The 15,286-nt window shown below is 56.1% G+C and carries 13 protein-coding genes and 1 pseudogene; 12 read left to right on the top strand and 2 right to left on the bottom strand.

The window, feature by feature from the left end:
• Window positions 1-9 precede the first annotated feature (9 nt).
• Window positions 10-987, bottom strand: a complete 978-nt coding sequence (locus tag ABD720_RS13865; RefSeq protein ID WP_344763928.1) for a hypothetical protein — start codon at window positions 985-987, stop codon at window positions 10-12.
• A gap of 176 nt (window positions 988-1,163) precedes the next feature.
• Here ABD720_RS13865 and ABD720_RS13860 point away from each other — a divergent pair, with 176 nt between their 5' ends.
• The 7 genes and pseudogenes from ABD720_RS13860 (at window position 1,164) to ABD720_RS13830 (ending at window position 10,446) form a co-directional block, all read left to right on the top strand.
• Window positions 1,164-2,063 (top strand): DMT family transporter, encoded by a 900-nt coding sequence (locus ABD720_RS13860; RefSeq protein WP_344763927.1) that lies wholly within the window; start codon window positions 1,164-1,166, stop codon window positions 2,061-2,063.
• 131 nt (window positions 2,064-2,194) lie between these two features.
• On the top strand, window positions 2,195-3,247 hold the full coding sequence (locus ABD720_RS13855; protein ID WP_344763926.1) for an ABC transporter substrate-binding protein: 1,053 nt from the start codon (window positions 2,195-2,197) through the stop codon (window positions 3,245-3,247).
• A gap of 34 nt (window positions 3,248-3,281) precedes the next feature.
• A complete protein-coding gene (locus ABD720_RS13850) occupies window positions 3,282-5,330 on the top strand; it encodes an ATP-binding protein (RefSeq protein ID WP_344763925.1) in 2,049 nt (682 codons plus the stop codon).
• A gap of 1,824 nt (window positions 5,331-7,154) precedes the next feature.
• Window positions 7,155-7,277, top strand: a pseudogene (locus ABD720_RS19345) (PEP-CTERM sorting domain-containing protein); the annotation flags it as partial.
• A gap of 341 nt (window positions 7,278-7,618) precedes the next feature.
• Window positions 7,619-8,953 (top strand): sensor histidine kinase, encoded by a 1,335-nt coding sequence (locus ABD720_RS13840; protein ID WP_344763923.1) that lies wholly within the window; start codon window positions 7,619-7,621, stop codon window positions 8,951-8,953.
• Window positions 8,953-9,570 (top strand): response regulator transcription factor, encoded by a 618-nt coding sequence (locus tag ABD720_RS13835; RefSeq protein WP_344763922.1) that lies wholly within the window; start codon window positions 8,953-8,955, stop codon window positions 9,568-9,570. Before ABD720_RS13840 ends, ABD720_RS13835 begins: the two co-directional genes overlap by 1 nt.
• Before the next feature lie 606 nt (window positions 9,571-10,176).
• The gene (locus ABD720_RS13830; RefSeq protein ID WP_344763921.1) at window positions 10,177-10,446 is read left to right on the top strand and encodes a hypothetical protein; all 270 of its coding nucleotides are present in this window, start codon (window positions 10,177-10,179) and stop codon (window positions 10,444-10,446) included.
• Window positions 10,447-10,582: 136 nt separating this feature from the next.
• Here ABD720_RS13830 and ABD720_RS13825 read toward each other — a convergent pair whose 3' ends face one another.
• Complete coding sequence (locus ABD720_RS13825; protein WP_344763920.1) at window positions 10,583-10,780, bottom strand: hypothetical protein; 198 nt, start codon at window positions 10,778-10,780, stop codon at window positions 10,583-10,585.
• A gap of 295 nt (window positions 10,781-11,075) precedes the next feature.
• Between ABD720_RS13825 and ABD720_RS13820 the strand changes: the two genes are divergently transcribed.
• The 5 genes from ABD720_RS13820 to ABD720_RS13800 all read left to right on the top strand — a co-directional run bounded on the left by ABD720_RS13820 (window position 11,076) and on the right by ABD720_RS13800 (window position 15,251).
• Window positions 11,076-11,297 (top strand): hypothetical protein, encoded by a 222-nt coding sequence (locus tag ABD720_RS13820; RefSeq protein ID WP_344763919.1) that lies wholly within the window; start codon window positions 11,076-11,078, stop codon window positions 11,295-11,297.
• 67 nt (window positions 11,298-11,364) lie between these two features.
• Window positions 11,365-11,997, top strand: a complete 633-nt coding sequence (locus tag ABD720_RS13815; RefSeq protein WP_344763918.1) for a glutathione S-transferase family protein — start codon at window positions 11,365-11,367, stop codon at window positions 11,995-11,997.
• 197 nt (window positions 11,998-12,194) lie between these two features.
• Entirely contained in the window at window positions 12,195-12,809 is a 615-nt protein-coding gene (locus tag ABD720_RS13810; RefSeq protein WP_344763917.1) for a GbsR/MarR family transcriptional regulator, read from the top strand.
• Between the two features lie 52 nt (window positions 12,810-12,861).
• On the top strand, window positions 12,862-14,229 hold the full coding sequence (locus ABD720_RS13805) for a cytochrome ubiquinol oxidase subunit I (protein ID WP_344763916.1): 1,368 nt from the start codon (window positions 12,862-12,864) through the stop codon (window positions 14,227-14,229).
• Window positions 14,229-15,251: a cytochrome d ubiquinol oxidase subunit II gene (locus ABD720_RS13800; protein ID WP_344763915.1), complete on the top strand. Its 1,023-nt coding sequence runs from the start codon at window positions 14,229-14,231 to the stop codon at window positions 15,249-15,251. The genes ABD720_RS13805 and ABD720_RS13800 overlap by 1 nt, the downstream gene beginning before the upstream one ends.
• Window positions 15,252-15,286: the final 35 nt, after the last annotated feature.

Below are 15,286 nucleotides of genomic sequence, written 5' to 3'. Positions count from 1 at the left end.
CCGGCAGAATCAGGCCGCAATCGTTTGCAGCTGCAACTGGACATCGCCGCGCTGTTCCAGTGGCAGTGCGGCGCCGATCGTGGTCAATCTGTCGAGCGCCCTGGCCTGATCCCGTGGCGGTAGTTTGCGTACCTTGCCCGCCAGCCCCTTGAGTCCGTTGCTGCAATGTTGCGCCGGCAGCGTAGGCAGTTGCGCGGCAAGCGTGTCGAAGGCGGCCTTGCGCTGATCCATCGGCAAGACGCCGATCTGGCGGATCAGGCCGGGCATGACACGCGCTTGCGCGTCGGCGTCGAGTGCGCCAGTCTGCGCGTGCAGCGCATGGAATCCGGCGTGATCCTTGCCGCCGGCTGACAGTGAGCGGGCGAGGGCGGGCAGGACCTGCGCCGCCGCGTCTGCCGGCAATTGGGCGGTACTTGCCAGCACCGTATTGAAACCGGCACGGCGTTGATCCGCAGGCAGGCAAGGCAGGCGCTTGGCCAGTCCGGTCAGTACCTTGGCGCGCTGCGGTGCGGGCAGGCTGGCACTCATGCTTATGAGCAGACTGAAGCCGCCAGCACGGACGCTCCGGTCTAGCTGCGACAGGTTGCGTGACAGTGCGGTCAGCATGCTGGCTTGTTGCGCTGGCGGCAATGCACTGGTAGCGCATACCTTGGTGAAAAAGATCGGGGTACGTGCCGTTGCTGCCTGGTTCTCGACGCTGTGTGCGGCGGTCGAGACCATCTGGCGGCCCTGCAAGGACGGACGATTCCAGCGCGCGGCGCTGTTTCCGGGAGTCTGCAGTGTCACTGGTTCGGTGATTGCCAGTCGGGATGGAAGCTGCTTGAGCAAGCGGGTTTTTATGGCCTGTCCGGCTTGTCGCTCGCTGCGTGCTTCGCTACCTCCCTGCGACATTCTGGCGTTTTGCGATGCAGGCGAGGGCGACGATGGCCGCAGGCCTTGCGGGTGCAAAGACGTCGGTTGCAGCGTACGGGTGTGTGAAATATGCATGATGGTCGCGTGTCGATTATTGGGATGGCACAGCTTCAGTGGTGTGGTTGGGGCGATGGTTCCATCTGTCCGGCATCGACAGCGGTCCTGGCGGTGCGATATCACGGCAGCCGCAAAACGTCTTACACTGCGCGCCATTGGCACGTCCTTTTTTACAGTTTTTACCGGAGCGATTCATGCAACCAAGGTTGACCTCGTCGACGGCATTGCTGCTCACTGTTCCGCCATTGCTCTGGGCCGGCAATGCCGTGGTGGGCCGGATGGTGCATCAGCTGGTGCCGCCGATGACCCTGAATCTGCTGCGCTGGAGCATTGCCTTGCTGATCCTGCTGCCGCTGGCAGGCTCGGTGTTCCGCCGCACCAGTCCGCTGTGGCCTGCATGGCGGCGCTTTGCCTTGCTCGGTTTGCTGGGCATCGGCCTGTACAACTCGCTGCAATACCTGGCGCTGCAAAGCTCGTCGCCGATCAACGTGACGTTGGTGGCAGCCAGCATGCCGGTCTGGATGTTGCTGATCGGCGGGCTGTTTTTCAACGCGCCGATCCGGCGCCGGCCGCTGATCGGTGCGGTGCTGTCGATTGCTGGCGTGCTGCTGGTGCTCAGTCGAGGCGATTGGGCGCAGTTGATGGCGCTGCATCTGGTGGCGGGCGACCTGTTCATGATCGCGGCCAGCATCGCCTGGTCGCTGTATAGCTGGATGCTGACGCAACCAAAGGAGCCACCCGACATCCGCCGCGACTGGTCCGCATTCCTGCTGGCCCAGGTTGGCTTCGGAGTGCTGTGGTCGAGTGTGTTTACCAGCGCAGAATGGGCCATTGCACCGCGCCAGATCGCCTGGAGCTGGCCGCTGGCGGCGGCGCTTCTGTACGTCGCGGTTGGTCCGGCGATCATTGCGTTTCGCTGCTGGGGTGCCGGTGTGCGGCGTGCCGGACCGACCGTGGCGGGCTTTTTCAGCAACCTCACGCCGTTGTTTGCGGCCATGATGTCGCTGGCATTTCTGGGTGAGATGCCGCATCTGTATCATGTCGCCGCATTCGCACTGATCGTGGGCGGGATTGTGTTTTCGTCGATGCGCTGAGGGCGTGTTGAGGCTGTGTTTTTGCAGCCATGCAAGCCTGCGAAGCATTTACAATCAGGCTCGACCGTGTCGCCGTGAGCGCCGGCAGCGCCGGTTTCCTCCTGAATTTTTATCGGAAAACTGACCACACCATGAAACCCGCTTCCGATGTCCCCGGGCGCCGGCTAGCTGTCGGCCGCCACGGATTGCTCTGGTTGACGTTGCTGGCGGCAGCGCTCGCGGGCATTGCCATTGCCGCGTTTGTGCTGATGCGCACTCCCGCCGTACCGCTGGCACCGCTACCGGCTGTGACGATCGCCGTACCGATGCAGCTCAACAGTGCCTCGCTGATCGTCGCCTCTGCGCAAGACCTGTTTCGCCAGCAGGGCGTGGACGTTATCGAGCAGCCGTTTTTGCTGGGCAAAGACGCGTTGCAATCGGTCATCGATGGCAAGGCCGATCTGGCTGTGGTGGCTGATACGCCGCTAGTATTTGCGCTGTCGCGCGGGGAGGACATCGCCATGCTGGCCGGGATTTCCCGGGGCCGGCGCTCACTGGCCATCGTCACCCGCAACGATCGCGGCATCCGTCGCATGCAAGATCTGGCGGGCAAATCGGTCGGGCTGTCCAAAGGAACCAACTTCACCTATTTTCTGGATGCGATGCTGCAAGTCCATGAGGTGCCCGGTGACCAGGTCAAACTGGTCGATCTGAAAACCGACGACGCGATTCAGGCATTCAAGGATGGCAGCGTCGACGCGATCGTGATGTTCCAGCCATTCACGGCGCGGCTGCAAGCCGAAATGGGTGACCGGATCACGGTATTTTATGGCGAGGAGGTGTATGCGTTTCGCTTCATCCTGACCGGCAAGCCAACCTGGATCGACAAACATCCCCATGAAATTCGGCAAATTCTGACGGCGCTGATCGCCGCCAACAAAGTGATCCATGACGATCCGTTGCAGACTCGTCGCACGGTAGGCCAGGCGCTACGAATCGACGATGCCATCATGGCGACGCTGTTCGATCCCGACGATTACATGGTCTCGCTCGACCAGGCCATGTTGCTGGCGCTGGATGACCAGACCCGCTGGGCCGTCAAGCAGGGGCTGATCACACTGCCTGCGACACCGAACTATCTGCGTGCCATGCGCTACCGGGATCTTGAAGCAGTGCGTCCCGCGGCAGTCACGTTCGTCCGATAGTGATGCGCAGTTATTTCACTGGCCAGGAGCTGTCTTGAAAATTCGTACCCAGATCAATGGCGTGCTCGTCATTGCCGCCATCGTCATTCCGGTCACCTTTTACATGGCGCTGGTGGCTGCCCGCGATCTCGAACAACGGGCCGGCGACATTACCGCTGCCGAGGAACTGATGACGAGCGCCACCCAGCTCGGCCAGGTTGCGGTCGAAACGGCGTTGTTCCATGAATCGCGTTCGCCGGAACAATGGCAGCAAAAAATTGCCGGTATCAAGGCAGATATCGACCAGATCAAAGCCACTACTCCCAGCGAAAAAAACAACCTTCGACTCCTGTACAAAAAAATTGCACTAATGCAGTTGGTATATTCGCGCCTGAATCGTCCGGCGCCATCGGCCATCGATCCGGGTACGATCGTCGCTGCCGTCGAAGCCCGCTCGATTGCATCGTTGCTTGTGATTACCCAGGAAATCATGGTGATTGGCACCGAACTGATACGCAGTGATCGCGAGGAAAGTGCCCGCGCCTTGCGCAACATGCAGATCTATCTCGGACTGATGATCCTCATGGTGGGAACTTTGACGGCATTCCTTGGTTATCTGGTGCGCCATCGCATTCTGCGTCCGTTGCGCGTGATCGAGCTGGGGACGCAGAAAGTGGCGGCAGGTATCTATTCACACCGCTTGAAGCTGCAGCGCGCAGACGAGATCGGTGAGCTTGCCCTGGCATTTGACGCCATGGCCATGCGCATCGAGCGCACCGCAGTGGACCTGGAACGACACCGTGACAATCTGGCCGCGCTGGTGTCGTCCAGAACCGCTGAGCTATCGAAAGCCAAAGACGTGGCCGAAGCGGTTTCGGTTGCCCTGCGCGACAAGAATCTCGAGTTGCAGCTGGCCACCAGCGTCGCGGAAAAAGCCAATGGTGCGAAGTCGGATTTTCTGTCCAGCATGAGTCACGAGTTGCGCACGCCACTCAATGCGATCCTCGGTTTTGCCCAGTTGCTGGAGTCCGGGTCGCCGGCGCCAACCGTGTCACAGCAACGCAGCCTGGAGCAAATCCTCAAAGGTGGCTGGTACTTGCTGGAGCTGATCAACGAAATCCTCGACCTGTCGCTGATCGAGTCGGGCATGGCGAGCCTGTCGCAGGAACCGGTGGCGCTGGCAGCGCTGCTGCTCGAATGTCACGCCATGATCGAACCGCTGGCGCAAAAGCGTGGCCTGACATTGCAGTTTCCGCACTTCGATACCCCTGCGTTCATCAGTGGCGACCATACCCGCGTCAAGCAGGTACTGATCAACTTGTTATCGAATGCGCTGAAATACAACCGCGCCGAGGGATCGGTCACCGTTGAATGCACGCTGAGCAGTCCCGATCGGATGCGTATCAGCGTGGGGGATACGGGCCTTGGACTCGCTCCGGAGCAGGTCGCGCAGTTGTTCCAGCCCTTCAACCGGCTCGGCAACGAAGCCGGTGCGGAAGAGGGCACCGGCATCGGCCTGGTGGTCGCCAAGCGCCTGGTCGAACTGATGGACGGCACTATTGGTGTTGATAGCGTTGCGGGTATCGGTAGCGTGTTCTGGGTGGAATTTGCTACGGCGTCCGCGCCACAACTGGTGGTGTCTGGCGATGATCCGCTGGCGTTGCTGCCACCGGCGCTGCGCGTGGATGCGCCGCAACGCACGGTGCTGTGCGTGGAAGACAATCCATCCAACCTGGCCCTGATCGAACAACTGATTGCCCGCCGTCCCGACCTGCGCCTGTTGAGTGCATCGCATGGCAATCTCGGTATCGAGTTTGCGCGTAGTCATCAGCCGGATGTGATCCTGATGGACATCAACCTGCCCGGTATCAGCGGGCTGGCGGCACTCCACATCCTGCGTGCCGATCCGTTGACCGCAACGATTCCGGTGATTGCGCTGAGCGCCAACGCGATTCCTGGCGAGATTGAAAAAGCCCTCGCTGCGGGATTTTTTCGCTATCTGGCGAAACCGCTTCGGGTCAATGAATTCATGGCGACACTGGATCTGGCGCTGTTGCAGGGTAGGGTTGCGGGGCTTGGCCCGACCGGTTTGTTATCGACGTAATACGCGATGATTGCGGCGGTTGGGAAAAGCGGGTGGTGTGGATTGCCGCGGTTGGCAAGAGCGGGTGGTTTGGAGGCGGCACGCTGAGGACGCGAGTTTCCGGGGTCAGAGTTTTTTTTCGCAGGGGTATCGCGAAAATGTCTCTGACCCCGGAAACGGATTGCGTAGTGTGGAGGTGGCGCACCGGCAGCTGCGGTCGCGATCAGCGTGCTCGGGGATCCGCAAGCAGGGTCAGATATATTTTCGCGGTGAGGCGTTGCGAAAAAAAACGCTGACCCTGGTTGCTGGTGAGGTGGCTTGCGGCTGTTGGGAAAAGCGGGTGGTGCGGATTACAGCGGTTGCCGTGAAAGATATCAGCCGTTCGGCCGCACACTTCCCTCGCCCGACAGCGATGCGGTGGGTTGATGTGAAGTAAAACGAATTGAGCGCTTTGCAGGTCGAAACTCCCATTCGAATGACATCCCTGCATTACGGCGTCTCGTACCCCCAGTTTCTTTCATTGTTCAGGGCGCCGCAAGGTGCGCCGCATGACTGTTGGGCTGCGAAGCCCAGCCTTTTCAAAGTAGGCGTCTGACTGCAAAAACAGCGACGGTGACGTTGCCGAATCGTAGGTTGGGCTGCGAAGCCCAACATGCGTCAAGCTTCCTGCGAGTTTGTTGTAGGGGAGTCGGTGGCGGAAGTTGTTAGCGCCTCGAAGCATCAAGCCAGTCTTTGCCCGACGCAGCCAAATCGCTTCCGCTTTCACCGACCGCAGACGAAACTTGACGCATGTTGGGCTTCGCAGTCCAGCCTACAGTCGGTAGTTCTCATGTTGAAATTTGCAGGCAATGCCCATCTTGAAAGGGCTGGCTGCAAAGCCCAACATGCGTCAATCTTCCTGTGCGGTCTGCGGTAACTAATACGCTTTGCGCTGAGTGCGACCAGGCCGGCAGCCGAGGTAGCTTGACGCCTGTTGGGCTTCGCAGCTATGCCTTTCAAGGTCGGCCTATGTAACTCATTGATTTATATAGGCTTTAATTTTAAAAAATTAAAATCGCATGCCTGTAACTCATTGAAAATAAAGACAAAAATTCTTCACCTTGAGACGCATAGCTTCGCAGCCCAACCTACAGTCGGTCGTTTTCATATTGAAATCAGCGGTGCCACTGGCTGTCACCAGAACAAGCAAGCAAGGGAGCAACAATTGCGGTTTTCGGCCGGATTTTCCAGGGTTCCTGCCCGCACCTCCCGAGCAAACAGGCAGTCGCGGTTAAATAAGCGCGTCATCAGATTAATTAATACTTCAAATAATAAAATTAATAATCCGACAATTTATATGTTTAAATGACAACGTTTCACGTGATTATGAATTGTAAAGACATCTAACTTGAGAGCGGAACCGTGAAAAAATTTGTCATTGCAGCTGCGCTGGGCATGCTCGGCGCTAGTTCGTTTGCAGCGACCGAACACATTGTCAATGGAACATTTAATGACAATGTGTTCGGATACAGCGTCGGGCAAACAGGCTGGTCCACATCATTGGACCTCGATAGTTTTTTCTATCTTCATACTTATGCGCAATACAGCGCTGGCAGCAATACCGCTTACATCACTCAAAACGTGCTCGGCGCATTAGGTAGTCAAAGGCTGTCGTTCGACTATATGGGCCCACGTTATTCTACTGAGTTGTTAAATCCTGCATTTGTGGCCTTCAATGGCATTGCATTAGGTACTCTCGATTTTGTTGTCCCTGGCACGCCTTTTCGTCATTACTCGTACAACGTGACAGGTACAGGAAATGATATTTTGACAATTCATTTCCCGAACGGTTACGACCGTAACTATCTTATGAACGTAAGCCTGACCAGCGCGGTCCCGGAGCCAGAAACGGTCGGAATGCTGCTTGCCGGTTTGGGTCTGCTCGGTTTCACGGCACGACGCAAGGCTGTGAAAAAAACCGCAGCGTAGCAGCCTTGGACTGAAACAGGCCGTGTTCGCATTTGAAGTCTGTTTCAGCCCGGATTATCTGCAAATGACAAAAGGAAAATGCCCGCACTTTCCGGTTTAGCTGAAGGTGGCTAATAAGTAGAGGATGCCGAGAGAGCGATTTATCGCTCTCCATTGCGTGTGTATCTGTTTATTAATACCAAGCACTCTATGTTGTCGTGCGTTACGACGGCTGTCGCTAACTTAAGCTAACTATATTGACCATCCGGCAGTCGAATTCGCTGATTACGCTATTCCGGTAAAAATTGCTTTGATGAAGGCCATATATTGCGTAAATCGCGTCGAACTAAACGGATTTAGCGATGATCTCCGAGATGAAAAGTGCAATGATTGAAAATTTCTTTAAAAAAAATCAAGAGCACCTCGAAGTAGGACAAGCCTTCGTGAGGGCCGGTAGCGCGATGATTTTTGCTCTCTATTCGGTCGCTTTGCATGCATTTGGTTTTGGTGCAGAGGCTCGAGAATTTATCGTCGTAATAATTGTCTATCTTGTATTTACTTTGTCGCAGTTGCTATTCACGCGACACTATCCGGATTTTTCGTTTTGGCGCTGTCTCTGTAACGCAGTATTGGATCTCTTTTTTGTCTCTATGCTAATTGCAAAAAGCGGAATGATTGGTACGCCTTTTCTTTTTACGCCAGCCATCGTGTCAATAGGATACGGCTTGCGTCACGGAATTAAATTCGGCTACTTTTCGAGTGTCGCAAATCTGGTTTTCGTCTCTGGTGCGATTTATTTTTCACCGTTTTGGCAGGGTCTTCCGATGATTGCCATTGGCGTAATCCTGACATCCTGCTTGGTGCCCGTCTATGCCGTGAGTCTGACGCGACAACTTTCCATTGGAAAAAAGCAGATGGCAAGCCGGGCGGAGCGATTTGAGAAAGCGGCTGACGATTCAAACGAGCGCCTTCGAATTCGACATGGCGAGCTTGCACATGTCGCAAAAGTAAGTCTTCTGGGTGAAATGACATCCGGTATCGCGCATGAGATAAATCAACCACTTTCGGCAATTCTTAGCTACAACCAGGCATGCATTCGAATGCTAAGGTCTGGGCAAAGCAATAGTGATGAAATTATCCGTGTGATGACAATGGCGGGAGAGCAGACAAAAAGAGCAAGTCAAATTGTCGAGAGATTTCGCGCTGTTGTAAAGAAGAAACCCATCGATCAAATTCCAACCGATATTAACCAAACCATATTGAATGCGATTAGACATTTTGAACAGGAATCGCATCGTTTGATGCTCACCATAGTAACCAATCTGGATCAAATGTCACCTTACGTACAAGGCGATGGAATTCAACTTGAGCAAGTTATCGTCAACCTCTTTCGCAATGCATCGGACGCGATGAGTGCATTGGCACCAAATGAACGAAGCATTGCCGTATCGACATTTTCTGCTGACGGCAAAGTTGCGGTCACTGTTGCGGATAACGGCCATGGAATTTCATCTGATATTTTTCCGAATCTATTTACTCCATTTTTTACGACGAAAGCTGAAGGGATGGGATTGGGCCTGGTTATTTGTCAGTCAATAATCGAAGCGCTTGGTGGCACGCTTGTCGTGCGGAACGGACCAGACCGAGGTGCTGTTTTTTGTTTTACGCTTCCAGCGTGCCAGAGAGCGGGTGCCTGATGTCGAAGACGCTTCTCGATCCCGTGGTGTATGTGGTCGACGATGACCCGGCAGTGCGTGATTCGTTAGGACTTTTGCTTCATTCGATTGGTCTCGACACGCTACAATTTTCTTCGCCAATCGCATTTCTGAAGGGATTTTCACCCGATGTCCCGGGATGTCTTTTACTCGATATACGCATGCCAGGCAGCGGAGGTCTCGCGTTCCAGGAGGAGCTTGCCGGCTTGGGTTTTTCACTTCCCATCATATTTATTTCAGGACACGGTGATCTGAATCAGTGCCGTAGAGCTTTTCGAGCGGGTGCTTGTGATTTCCTCACCAAACCTATTGATGAAAACGTATTGATTGAAAGTGTTCAAAAAGCCGTCCTAAGCAGCGTCAATTTTCTCAGTGAGTCTGGCCTCAATCAAAAGGCCTCAGAAATTGTTGCGTTGCTATCCCCACGGGAGCGTGAAATCCTGGGCCTGATGGCCACCGGAGTGTCGAACAAAGAAATTTCCTACAATCTGCATCTCAGTCTGCGAACGATCGAATCACACCGGGCAAGGATATTCGAGAAATTCGGTGTTCGTTCCTTGGCAAAATGCTTGAATTTATATTCAAACAGCAAGGCGTGACTACGATTCATCGCGCTTGACCGATCGGCAAGCGGCGTTACGTCAATCAGATGCAAGCCGCAGCGACACGTCTATTCTGATCAGCGTGACGGAGATAGCCATTTGAATGTCCCTCTCGGTGCGGGAGGGGGGAGGGCTTCCGGGTGGAGCGCGGGGTTATTTTGCTGGAAGTGCCGTCACCGACGCCCTGGAATCGTTACGCGAGCTACTTGCCGGTCCATACCAACGAGCACGGCAGGATTCTGTGTGTAATTCCGATACGGGAAAAGAACCGGCTACTTGCCTGAGCCAGTCCAGGCAGCACGCGGACCGGTATCGTGCAAATCCTGGCAACGACATATCGCCTGCAAACGACTCAAAAACATAGACCCGCCAACTTGTCCGAACGATGTACTGCAACGAAGGATACGCCAGCCAGCATCCAAAGTTCATGAGCTCACGCCATGCTTCTGGAATACGCACTCAGTAGAACCCGCAATTCAGACCGTAGTTTTCCGAATAGTCATTCTCTTCTCTTAATCTTATTCTTTATCCTGCTAAATAAGCAATTTAGTGAGGCTGCATAATCTCTAGTGCAAATGGTTTTAATGACTGTGGAGCAAGACAATGTCGACATTTAAAAAATACAGATCCCTGATTTGCGGAGTGATTATTGTGGTTGGAGTAATCACGATATCGATGGGCAATGATTCAACTTCTTACAATGATGGCGGCATTTTTCAGGCGGCCAAAGCTGAAGAATTAAACGTTAAGCTATCTGCAGAAACTATGATTACAGTACCGACAGCACAGAAATCAAGTTGGAGTCAGGAGTGGGCAATACAACATGCTGCCATTGCTGAACGCACTGATGATGAGCCAGATAAGAGTTTCTAAGGAGCGTCGATTTAGCACCAAAAAATGGTGACTAAATCAGCGTAGTTGGTCGGGTACTGTGACCACACATCGGATGCTTGCTGAAAATTTTTTTGCGGGGCCGGCCGACTCCGCCGCGTCTTTCTCAACCTCCTAATCAGGCCAGCGCTTCCTTCGCCGCCTGCTCCGGCGTCAAGCCGTCATAAAACTGATCCGTGAACCACTCGACCTGTTCCTCGATATGGTCTTGCGCTTCGGCCACAGTGGCACCGCCCGCCACCAGGAAACCCTCCACTTCGATACACCATTCGATCAGTGCCAGGGTTTCGGGATCCAGTACTTCTTTCTTTGCCATGATCGTTCCTTGAGAGAGGGGGAATGTGTCGACGACTGCAGCGGTGTTCGTGGCGATCAGCCCAGCCATTTTTACAGCGGCCACCGGCGTGCTTCATCGGCCGTATATTCTCACGAACCCCGGACCTGTCCCGCTTTTGATGACGCAGCAAGTCCCGGGGCGGCCGGTTTTTCTCCGCGATTCGGCCGCCATGTCGCGTGGTACTGCCAAAGTTGTGACAACGTCTATTCCGGGAGTGAAAACATCCATTCCCGTGCTACTGTCGCTCCACACTTTCACTTCAAAGGACTCAATCATGAATGGCATCAAAGTACTCGGCATCGCACTCATCATCGCAGGTGCACTGGGGCTCGGTTACGGCAGTTTTAGCTACACCAAGGACACGCAGGCTCTGAAAGTCGGCCCGATCGAATTGAACGTCAAAGAAAAAGAAACCGTCAATATTCCGGTGTGGGCCGGTATCGCTGCCATCGTTGCCGGTGGCTTGCTGCTGGTGGCCGGTAGCAAAAAAGGTTGATCAATTCGGGGGGCGCGGCGGGTAGTTCGTGTCAGCCTCCCTGTCTCATCTCTCGTCAGGAGCCGGCATGTCCCCATCATCGCGTCACGTCACGCTGTTTCATTGTCCGAATACGCGCTCTTCAGGCGCACTGATCCTGCTGGAAGAGCTGCAAGCCGATTACACGTTGCAGGTGCTGAACATGAACGCCGGCGAGCAGCGTGGCGCGGCCTATCTGGCGATCAATCCGATGGGCAAGGTGCCTGCGGTGCAATACGGTGATGCCATCGTCACCGAACAGGCCGCGATTTATCTGTTTCTGGCCGACCTGTATCCGGAAGCTGGCCTCGCCCCTGGTCTGACCGATGCGCTACGCGGACCGTACTTGCGCTGGATGGTTTTTTACGCGTCGTGTTTCGAGCCTGCCGTAGTCGACCGCGCACAGAAGAATGCGCCGGCACCGCAGGGCATGTCCCCGTATGGTGACTTCGACACGATGCTCGGCACGATGACCGCGCAGCTGGCGCGCGGGCCGTACATGCTCGGCGATCACTTCACGGCGGTCGATGTGCTGTGGGGTACCGCGTTGACGTGGATTACCGGTTACGAATTGGTGCCGGCAACGCCGGTGATCAAGGCCTACATCGATCGCATCAATGCACGGCCATCGGTGGCCAGAGTGCGTGCGAAAGACGCGGAGCTGGTTGCCGCGCAGGCTTGATGCGATCCTGATACCCGCGTTTCCATGCAATAGGCAAGATCGGCAGCCGTGCTCCCCGGCTGCCAGCACCCGGCTACGATGCCACCCGCACATTCCCGATTCGGCATCTGTCGACCATCGGCAAGCTTTGCCAAAATTCCCTATAATCCGTTCTGAACATTCAGTAATTCCTGAAACTTCATGTATTCAAAACCACCATGAACCTGTCACCACTGATTCAGAACTTCGTACTTCACTTCGGCGAGATGGGTAGCCGCTGGGGTATCAACCGCACCGTTGGCCAGATTTACGCGTTGTTGTATGTCGCCGAAAAGCCGCTCAACGCTGACGAGATTGCCGACACCCTCGCTTTCTCGCGCTCCAATGTCAGCATGGGCCTGAAGGAACTGAGTTCCTGGCAGCTGGTACGCCTGCAGCATCTGCCGAATGACCGGCGCGAATATTTTTCGACGCCGGAAGATATCTGGGCCATCTTCCGCACGCTCGCAGACCAGCGCCGCCAGCGTGAAATCGATCCGACGCTGACCATCCTGCGCGACCTGTTGGTGGCCACGCCGGCCAACGACGATGAAGTGCACGCCCAGAAGCGCATGAAGGAAATGCACGATCTGATCGAACTGGTGACGCACTGGTTCGACGATATCCAGCGTCTCGATACCCGCACGCTGGTGCAGCTGATGAACCTCGGCGCCAAGGCACAAAAATTTCTCGAACTAAAGAAAAAACTGTCGCTCGTCACCGGTGGCAAACGCGCTGCCGAAGCTGCAGTCAAGCCCGACAACGCGAAGACCTCCGGCTCCACGAAGGAATGACCATGACCAACCAGATAGCCTGCCTCGATAACCTGACCCGATGGAGCTTGCAATGACCGATCCGCTGATGCTGGCGCGCGTGCAATTCGCTGCCAATATGACCTTCCATATCCTGTTCCCGACGATCTCGATCGCGATGGGCTGGGTGCTGTTTTTCTTCCGGGTGCGCCACAACAGCACCGGCGACAAGAAGTGGGCCGAGGCCTACCAGTTCTGGGTCAAGATCTTTGCACTGACGTTTGCGCTGGGCGTGGTCTCGGGCATCACGATGAGCTTCCAGTTCGGTACCAACTGGCCGGGTTTCATGCAAACGGTGGGCAATATCGCCGGACCCTTGCTGGCCTATGAAGTCTTGACAGCGTTCTTTCTCGAAGCGACTTTCCTCGGCATTATGCTGTTCGGTGCGCAGCGCGTGTCGCAACGGGTGCTGACGGTATCGACCTTCATGGTCGCCTTTGGCACGACGCTATCGGCGTTCTGGATCATCGCGCTCAATTCCTGGATGCATACGCCAGTCGGCTTTGAAATGATCAATGGCAAGGCACATGCGACCGATTGGCTGGCCATCGTCTTCAATCCGTCGATGCCGTACCGCCTGACGCACATGCTGATTGCCTCCGGCCTGACCGTGGCATTCCTGATTGCCGGGATTTCGGCGTATCGCTGGTTGCGCAAGGACCGCACGCCGTCCGTCATGGCCGCGCTGAAAACCGCCATCGTGATGGCGGCGGTGATGATCCCGATCCAGATCGTGGTCGGCGACATGCATGGCCTGAACACGCTGGAACACGAACCGGCCAAGATCGCCGCCATGGAAGGCATCTGGAAAACCGAAAAAGGCGCGCCACTGCTGCTGTTCGCGGTACCGGACCCGGCCACGCAATCCAACAAGTACGCCGTCGGCATCCCGAAACTCGGCAGCCTGATCCTGACCCACAAGGCCGATGGTGAAATCAAGGGTATCGATGCCTTTGGCGACAAGCACCCACCGGTACCGCCGCTGTTCTGGGGTTTCCGGATCATGGTTGGCGTGGGCATGCTGATGCTGGCAGTGTCGTGGTTCTCGGCGTGGACCTTGCGCCGCAAAGGTGACATCAATCCGCTGCTGGCCCGCACGCTGGTGGCGATGACGTTTGCCGGATGGCTGGCCACGCTGGCTGGCTGGTACGTTACTGAAATCGGTCGTCAACCTTATCTGGTCTACGGCGTGCTGACCACAGCCGACGCCGCCTCCAAGATCGCCGCACCGATGATCGCCTCGACGCTGGCGATGTACCTGGTGCTTTATCTGGCACTCACGGTGACCTATATCAGCGTGGTGTTCCATCTGGCGCGCAAGGGTGGCAAGCCGGAGACCGCGCCGTATGCGGCACCGGTTCAGGCGAGTGGCCGTCGGCTGGCCACCAACGGAGGCCGATGATGGCTGAACTTTCCCAACCGGGCGGCTGGCTGCCCGTGGTGTTCCTGGCGCTGCTGGGGATATCGATGATGGTGTACGTGGTGCTCGACGGCTTCGATCTGGGTGTCGGCATCCTGTTGCGCCGGGCTACCGACGAACAGAAAGACATGATGATCGCCTCGATCGGGCCGTTCTGGGATGCCAACGAAACCTGGCTGGTGCTGGGGGTCGGGATTTTGCTGGTGGCGTTTCCGGAAGCCCATGGCGTGATCCTCGGCGAGCTGTACCTGCCAGTGGCGGTGATGCTGATCGGACTGGTGTTGCGCGGTGTGGCATTCGACTTCCGGGTCAAGGCACGCGACGAACACAAGGCGGCATGGAACATGATTTTTTATGGTGGCTCGATCGTCACCACGGTGGCGCAAGGCGTGATGATCGGTTTGTACATCACCGGTTTTGTGAACGGCTGGGCGCAGATCGTGTTCGCCCTGTTCACCGGACTGGCGCTGCTGGCCGCCTATGCGTTGCTGGGCGCGACCTGGCTGATCATGAAAACCGACGGCGCACTGCAACAGCGCGCGGTCGTGTGGGCGCATCGCAGCCTGCTGCTGAGTGCGCTGGGCGTGGCCGCCGTATCGATCGCCACGCCGATGGTGAGCCAGCAAATTTTTGCCAAGTGGTTTTCGTTTCCGAACATCCTGTTGCTGGCGCCGGTGCCGATCATCACGGCGGGGCTGTTCCTGATGGTCGATCAGGTTTTACGGCGCTTGCCGGCGCGGCTTGAAGGTGGCAGCGAGCGCTGGTGCTGGGTGCCGTTTGCCTCGACGGTAGGGATTATTTTGCTGGCGTTTAATGGCTTGGCATACAGCCTGTTTCCGTATCTGGTGGTGGACAAGATCACGATCTGGCAGGCGGCCAGTGCGCCGGAATCGTTGAAGATCATTTTGATTGGTGTGGCGGTGGTGTTGCCGGCGATTATTGGGTATACGATTTTTTCGTACAAGGTGTTTTGGGGGAAAGCGCGGGAGTTGACGTATTACTAGCTTTGGATGGCGAACAACCCCTCCCGTGCGTCGGC

Source organism: Actimicrobium antarcticum (assembly GCF_039536745.1).
In the GTDB taxonomy this organism is placed as follows: Bacteria; Pseudomonadota; Gammaproteobacteria; order Burkholderiales; family Burkholderiaceae_D; genus Actimicrobium; species Actimicrobium antarcticum.
Note: the sequence above shows the minus strand (reverse complement) of the source record. Positions and strands in the feature narration are given on the sequence as shown.

Coding starts and splice junctions, on each gene's coding strand:
- ABD720_RS13835 (WP_344763922.1), top strand. CDS start 8,953: ATGTCGAAGACGCTTCTCGATCCCGTGGTGTATGTGGTCGACGATGAC.
- ABD720_RS13820 (WP_344763919.1), top strand. CDS start 11,076: ATGAATGGCATCAAAGTACTCGGCATCGCACTCATCATCGCAGGTGCA.
- ABD720_RS13805 (WP_344763916.1), top strand. CDS start 12,862: ATGACCGATCCGCTGATGCTGGCGCGCGTGCAATTCGCTGCCAATATG.
- ABD720_RS13830 (WP_344763921.1), top strand. CDS start 10,177: ATGTCGACATTTAAAAAATACAGATCCCTGATTTGCGGAGTGATTATT.
- ABD720_RS13855 (WP_344763926.1), top strand. CDS start 2,195: ATGAAACCCGCTTCCGATGTCCCCGGGCGCCGGCTAGCTGTCGGCCGC.
- ABD720_RS13825 (WP_344763920.1), bottom strand. CDS start 10,780: ATGGCAAAGAAAGAAGTACTGGATCCCGAAACCCTGGCACTGATCGAA.
- ABD720_RS13860 (WP_344763927.1), top strand. CDS start 1,164: ATGCAACCAAGGTTGACCTCGTCGACGGCATTGCTGCTCACTGTTCCG.
- ABD720_RS13840 (WP_344763923.1), top strand. CDS start 7,619: ATGATCTCCGAGATGAAAAGTGCAATGATTGAAAATTTCTTTAAAAAA.
- ABD720_RS13810 (WP_344763917.1), top strand. CDS start 12,195: ATGAACCTGTCACCACTGATTCAGAACTTCGTACTTCACTTCGGCGAG.
- ABD720_RS13865 (WP_344763928.1), bottom strand. CDS start 987: ATGCATATTTCACACACCCGTACGCTGCAACCGACGTCTTTGCACCCG.
- ABD720_RS13815 (WP_344763918.1), top strand. CDS start 11,365: ATGTCCCCATCATCGCGTCACGTCACGCTGTTTCATTGTCCGAATACG.
- ABD720_RS13800 (WP_344763915.1), top strand. CDS start 14,229: ATGGCTGAACTTTCCCAACCGGGCGGCTGGCTGCCCGTGGTGTTCCTG.